The following is a 5,374-nucleotide window of genomic DNA, read 5'->3' as shown; positions in this document are numbered from 1 at the left end:
CCACAGCGCGTCGATGATCTGGTCCCGGCCCACGACTGTGTTGCGCCCCAGCACCAGGGCCGCGAACACGACCCGCTGCTTGGGCGCCCCCAGCGCCACGTCCTGGCCGTCGCGGCTGGCACGCAGCGCGCCCAGCACCTCGAACCACCAGGTTGATCCACCATCCGACAAGCGATCAGCCCTCCATGCCGCCACGTGCGGCGATCGAAGCCTAATCGGGCCTACAGAGGTACTCCAGAGGATGTGTGGACGGTTCAGTAATCATTGTTACCAGTTCCACCCGATGGAACCACTCGGGAAGAACGACCCGGAGCCCGCAAGCTCCCCACAGACGACGCGGGCCGATCGATGTGCAGAGGGCAACAGCCCGCGGCGGCGGAACATCGATCGGTTCGCGTCCCCCATCACCGGCCTCGGACGCGCGCCTTCGTCCGAGGCCGTTGGGCGCGCCGTGGGGCGGTGTCCCACGGCGCCTACGTCGTCAGTCCCGCCGGAAGCCGTCGCGGCTCGCGGTGCTCAGGAAGCGGCGCCAGCTCGACTCGCCGAGCAGCAGCGAGCCGCCGGCCGGGTTCTTCGAGTCTCGGACGGCCGTGTCAGCGCCGGCGAAGGCGATCTCCACGCAGCACACGTCGCGGGGACCGCTGTAGCTGCTCTTCCGCCAGGTCAGCTCGGCCTGGGTTTCGATCACGACAGCACACTCCTTGGTTGCAGCCCCTCGCCCGCCGCCTGCCGCACGGCCCGGCCGGGGCTAGTCGAATTGACCGGCCGCGTCCGCGATGAAGGCCACCGAGTCCTTGGGGCTCAGCCCCGCGGCCACCAGATGCCCCCACAGCATCGAGTAGTAGTCGACCTCATCGGCGTTCTCCTGGAACGTCCCGTCGACCGTGCCTTCGACGTAGACCACGTCGCGGTCGGCGGGATCGGGGAATTCCATGATCACGAATGACGCGCCCATACCGGGGTACGAGCGGTGCGCGAAAGGGATCACCTGGAAGGTGACGTTCGGTCGGGTGGACAGGTCCACCAGGTGTTCCAACTGGGTCCGCATGACGTCGGGGCCGCCGACCGGACGCCGCAGCACGCTCTCGTCGAGCACGAACGAGACCCGGGGCGGGTCGTCGCGATCCAGGATCCGCTTGCGCGTCAGGCGCATCGTGATCCGGCGTTCCGCCTCGTCCGGCGACATGTCCGGCGCACCCTCGGCGATCAGCGCCCGGATGTAGGCCTCGCTCTGGGCGAGTCCGGGCACCAGCATCGCGTTGTAGGTCCGCAGAATGGCCGCCTCGGCCTCGAAGCCGAGGAAGGCTCCGCGGCCGACGTCGCCGAAGGATTCCCACCAGCCCTTGATCCTGGCCTCGCGGGCGATCTGCACGAGATACTCGCGCTGTTCCTCCGGCACCCCGTAGAGCAGTAGCATGTCGCGCACGTCCCGGGGTGTTACCCCGACCCGCAGCGTCTCGATACGACTGATCTTGGACGGCGAGCACTCCAACTTCTCGCCGACGTCCTCGATGGTCAGCCCGGCCGCCTCTCGCAGCCGGCGCAGCTCACTGGCGAGACGACGCTTGCGAACCGTGGGGCTCGGTTGCATGGTCACCTGTCAACCGCCTTTCGCACGAACCTCAGTGTGGAACGGGACTTGAGGGGCCGCAAAGACCTGTCATCCAATCGTGTAGTGCAACTTGCAGAAACCCTCCGGCCGGTCGCAGGCTGCTAGCCAACACGCCGCTCCGGGGATGTCAAGCGGGTGCCACCCCACCAACAGTGGAAGGACCAAGGATGACCGAGTTCACCGGACGTCGTTGGGACATCGCCTGCCTGGACGCGCTCGACCGGAAGCGACAGGTGCAGGTGTGGTCCTGCCCCGGCCGGATCGTCATGATCTCACCGCCCGCCGAGACCTCCACCCTGTCCATCGCCGAGGCGACCCAGCTCCGCAAGAGCCTGGAGCGCGCCATCGAGGAGGCAACCGCCCTGCTCGTGAACAAGGTGGGGTGACCCCACCCCATGCCCACCAGCGTGTTCAGTCAACTCGACAAGTCCCTGCACGAGCATTTGTCCGACCTGATGCGACTGGCCGCCAAGGCCGACGACCGTACCGCGGTCGGCCTGGCCCGGACCGAACTACCCCGCATGGTGAGCGCGCTCAAGGCGTTGCTGGACGAGCACCAGCCCGACGAGAACGGCCGCTGCCCCACCTGCCGCACCCGCCGCTTCAGCCGGCGCCTGCCCTCGCCGTGCCGCGCCTACCTGGCCGCGCACCTGTGCCTGACGATCACCCGCGACGAGGATCGGGTGGCCAGGTCGGAGACGAGCGGCCGCCGCCCGAACCATCTGCGCAGCGCCGGTTAAGGGTCAGCCGGCAGCACTCCCCCAGACGACACGGACCCCGAGTCCGTGGTCGAGCCGGGTGGCGCTTCACCCCCGTACGCCCCCTCCCCGCGCCACCCGGGACACGCACGCGATCCCCGCCCCACTCCCAGAATCCATCGCCGGGCGGGGATCGGGTGCGTCTACTCGATCTTCACTCGATCGAGTGAAGAAAGCCTTGCCGGAGCACGGATTCCGGTTCGCCCTCGCCGCTCCCGCCGTCGACACCGTCCGGCCACCCGAGCGACCCATCGAGGCTTTCGGCCACGGTGATCCCGCACTTCAGTTGCGACACCGCCGAGTTCCATATCGCCGACGAGCGCCGTCCGCCGTCACGGCCGTGACCGGCCTGACGTGAGCCTTCCTCGAACTCCGGTTCTTTACCCGAGCCGCACTCGACACTGGACACACGCCAGCTCCACCTCGGCCACACTCAGGCTTGTTCACATCCTGGAACGACCCGCCGCCCGGTTGCCGCAAGGTGATCACGCGATGTGACGCGATATGGGCAGACCCGACCGGATGCTCACCCGATCGAGCGTGACCGTGACCACTTCCCCACGCGGAGCTGAGGGTAAAGTAATATTTACATTCCGTTGACCTCGCTTAGGGGTAACTCTCGGCATCATGGAGGTCACGGAAACACCAGCCACCGATTCCTGGGGAGTAACACCTTGACCGTCTCCGAGGAGCGCTCGAAGAAGTCGCACGCGGGTGAGCACACGACCGCGGGTCCTCCCGCGGGCAGCCTGCGCTCGGTGCTGCGCTTCGACCTACCCGCGTCCTTCGTGGTCTTCCTGGTGGCGGTCCCGCTGTCACTGGGCATCGCGGCCGCCTCCGGCGCGCCGCTCATCGCCGGTCTGATCGCCGCCGTCGTCGGCGGCATTCTCGGCGGCCTGATCAGCGGGGCCCCGCTCCAGGTCGCGGGCCCGGCCGCCGGCCTCACGGTCATCGTGGCCGGCCTGGTCGCCCAGTTCGGCTGGGCCGCCACCGCCGCCATCACCGTCGGCGCCGGCATCGTGCAGATCCTGCTCGGCCTGAGCCGGGTCGGCCGCCTCGCGCTGTCCCTGTCGCCGGCCGTGGTGCACGGCATGCTGGCCGGCATCGGCGTCACCATCGCCATCGGCCAGCTGCACGTCATGCTGGGCGGCGCCAACCAGGGCTCCGTCCTGACCAACCTCATCGAACTTCCCGGCCAGATCATCGGCCTGCACCCCGGCGCGCTGCTGGTCGGCGCGCTGACCATCGCGGTGATGGTGCTGTGGCCGAAGCTGCCCCGCGTCAACGTCGTCCCGGCGCCGCTGATCGCGGTGGGCGCGGGCACGGCCGTGGCGGCGGGCTTCCAGCTCGACCTGGCCCGCGTGTCGCTGCCGTCGGACATCATCAACGAGGTCGTGCTGCCGCAGCTGCCCAGCGGACCGGTGCTGGCGATCATCGGCGGAGTGCTCACCGTCGCGCTGGTGGCCAGTGTCGAGTCGCTGCTGTCGGCCGTGGCCGTGGACAAGCTGCACGACGGCCCCCGGGCCAACCTGGACAAGGAGCTCGTCGCGCAGGGTGTGGCCAACACCGTGTCCGGCGCGCTGGGCGGCCTCCCGGTGACGGGCGTGATCGTCCGCAGCTCGACCAACGTGGCCGCGGGCGCGAAGTCCCGCTGGTCCACCATTCTGCACGGCCTGTGGATGCTGCTGGCCGTGTTGCTGCTGGCCAGCGTGCTGCGGCAGATCCCGATGGCCGCGCTGGCCGCCGTGCTGATCGTGATCGGCGTCCGGCTGGTCAGCGTCGCGCACATGAAGCAGCTGTGGCGGCACCGGGAAATGGTCGTGTACGCCGCGACCCTGCTCGGTGTCATCGCGTTCGGCCTGGTCGAGGGCGTGCTGGTCGGCCTGGCCGTGGCACTGGTCCGCGCGTTCTACCGCCTCACTCATTCCACTGTGGACGTCGCGAACGAGGACGGCCGCTGGTACGTCGGCGTCCGGGGCTCGCTGGTGTTCCTCGGCGCGGGCCGGCTCGTCCGTGAGCTGCGGGCGATTCCGTTGCGCGAGAGCGTGGTCCTGGAGCTGCACGTCGACTTCATGGACCACGGCGTGTTCGAGGCGATCAACGACTGGCGCATCGGGTACGAGCGCACCGGCGGCCAGGTGCGCGTGGACGAGGTGCTGGACAGCTGGTACCACCGGGCCATCGGCGGCCGGCCGGCGCGACGCAAGTCGGTGCGCCCGAACGTGCCGCCGCGCTGGTTCGCGCCCTGGTCACACTGGCAGCAGACCGAGCCCCTGGACGTCGAACTGCCGGCGCAGGCCCAGAACGAGGACCACCTGATCGCCGGCATCCGGGCGTTCGAGAAGCACGCGGCGCCGCTGGTCCGCCCGTTCCTGAGTGACCTGGCCGAGCATGGCCAGAAGCCGCAGCAGCTGTTCATCACCTGCTCGGACTCGCGCGTGCTGCCCAACCTGTTCACCAGCAGCGGCCCCGGCGACCAGTTCAGCCTGCGCAACGTCGGCAACCTCGTGCCCGGTTTCGGCGAGGACGCCTCGGTCGGCTCGGCCATCGAGTACGCCGTCGATGTGCTGGGTGTGCAGGAGATTGTGGTCTGCGGTCACTCCGACTGCGGCGCCATGAAGGCCGTGCTGGCCCAGTCGGTGACCGGGCCGTCGGCGCTGCACGACTGGCTCCGGTACGCCGAGCCCAGCCTGCTGCGGCTGGCCGCCACCGCCGGCGAGGACGCCGAGCTGCCGGCCAACGAGCGGCTCTGCCTGGCCAACATCGGGCAGCAGCTGGAGAACCTGCTCAGCTACCCCAACGTCGCCGCGGCCGTGGCGGCGGGCAAGGTGCGACTGGTCGGCATGTACTTCGAGATCTCCAGCGCCAAGGTGTTCCTGCTCGACGCGGACCGCCGCGCCCTGCGGGACATCACGGTCTGACCAGGGGAGTCGTTGGCGCGGACGTCAGCCGCACGCCCGCCCCTCTCCCGGCCCCGTTATGCAGGGAAGGACGCCTTACCCGC

Annotated in this window: 6 protein-coding genes; 3 read left to right on the top strand and 3 right to left on the bottom strand. The window is 69.4% G+C overall.

The window, feature by feature from the left end; genetic code table 11:
- Positions 1–481 precede the first annotated feature (481 nt).
- Both KUTG_RS36020 and KUTG_RS36015 read right to left on the bottom strand, forming a co-directional pair.
- Positions 482–688 (bottom strand): DUF397 domain-containing protein, encoded by a 207-nt coding sequence (locus KUTG_RS36020; RefSeq protein ID WP_043723223.1) that lies wholly within the window; start codon positions 686–688, stop codon positions 482–484.
- 60 nt (positions 689–748) lie between these two features.
- Positions 749–1,597 carry a helix-turn-helix domain-containing protein gene (locus tag KUTG_RS36015; protein WP_369794554.1) on the bottom strand — a complete coding sequence of 283 codons (849 nt, stop codon included), beginning with the start codon at positions 1,595–1,597 and terminating at the stop codon, positions 749–751.
- Positions 1,598–1,779: 182 nt separating this feature from the next.
- On the opposite strand from KUTG_RS36015, the gene KUTG_RS36010 reads away from it, so the two are divergent.
- Together KUTG_RS36010 and KUTG_RS36005 are read left to right on the top strand one after the other, a co-directional pair.
- Positions 1,780–1,998: a hypothetical protein gene (locus tag KUTG_RS36010; protein ID WP_052395784.1), complete on the top strand. Its 219-nt coding sequence runs from the start codon at positions 1,780–1,782 to the stop codon at positions 1,996–1,998.
- A 9-nt stretch (positions 1,999–2,007) separates the two neighbouring features.
- Positions 2,008–2,352, top strand: coding sequence for a hypothetical protein (locus KUTG_RS36005; RefSeq protein ID WP_043723220.1), 345 nt, complete (start codon positions 2,008–2,010; stop codon positions 2,350–2,352).
- Positions 2,353–2,524: 172 nt separating this feature from the next.
- On the opposite strand, the gene KUTG_RS36000 is transcribed toward KUTG_RS36005, so the two are convergent.
- Positions 2,525–2,779: a hypothetical protein gene (locus tag KUTG_RS36000; RefSeq protein ID WP_043723217.1), complete on the bottom strand. Its 255-nt coding sequence runs from the start codon at positions 2,777–2,779 to the stop codon at positions 2,525–2,527.
- Between the two features lie 265 nt (positions 2,780–3,044).
- Here KUTG_RS36000 and KUTG_RS35995 point away from each other — a divergent pair, with 265 nt between their 5' ends.
- The gene (locus KUTG_RS35995; protein WP_232241155.1) at positions 3,045–5,291 is read left to right on the top strand and encodes a SulP family inorganic anion transporter; all 2,247 of its coding nucleotides are present in this window, start codon (positions 3,045–3,047) and stop codon (positions 5,289–5,291) included.
- Positions 5,292–5,374 lie beyond the last annotated feature (83 nt).

Origin of the sequence: Kutzneria sp. 744 (assembly GCF_000568255.1) — a bacterium.
Lineage (GTDB): Bacteria > Actinomycetota > Actinomycetes > Mycobacteriales > Pseudonocardiaceae > Kutzneria.
The sequence above is the reverse complement of the archived record's forward strand: the minus strand, read 5'-3'. Positions and strand labels throughout refer to the sequence as shown.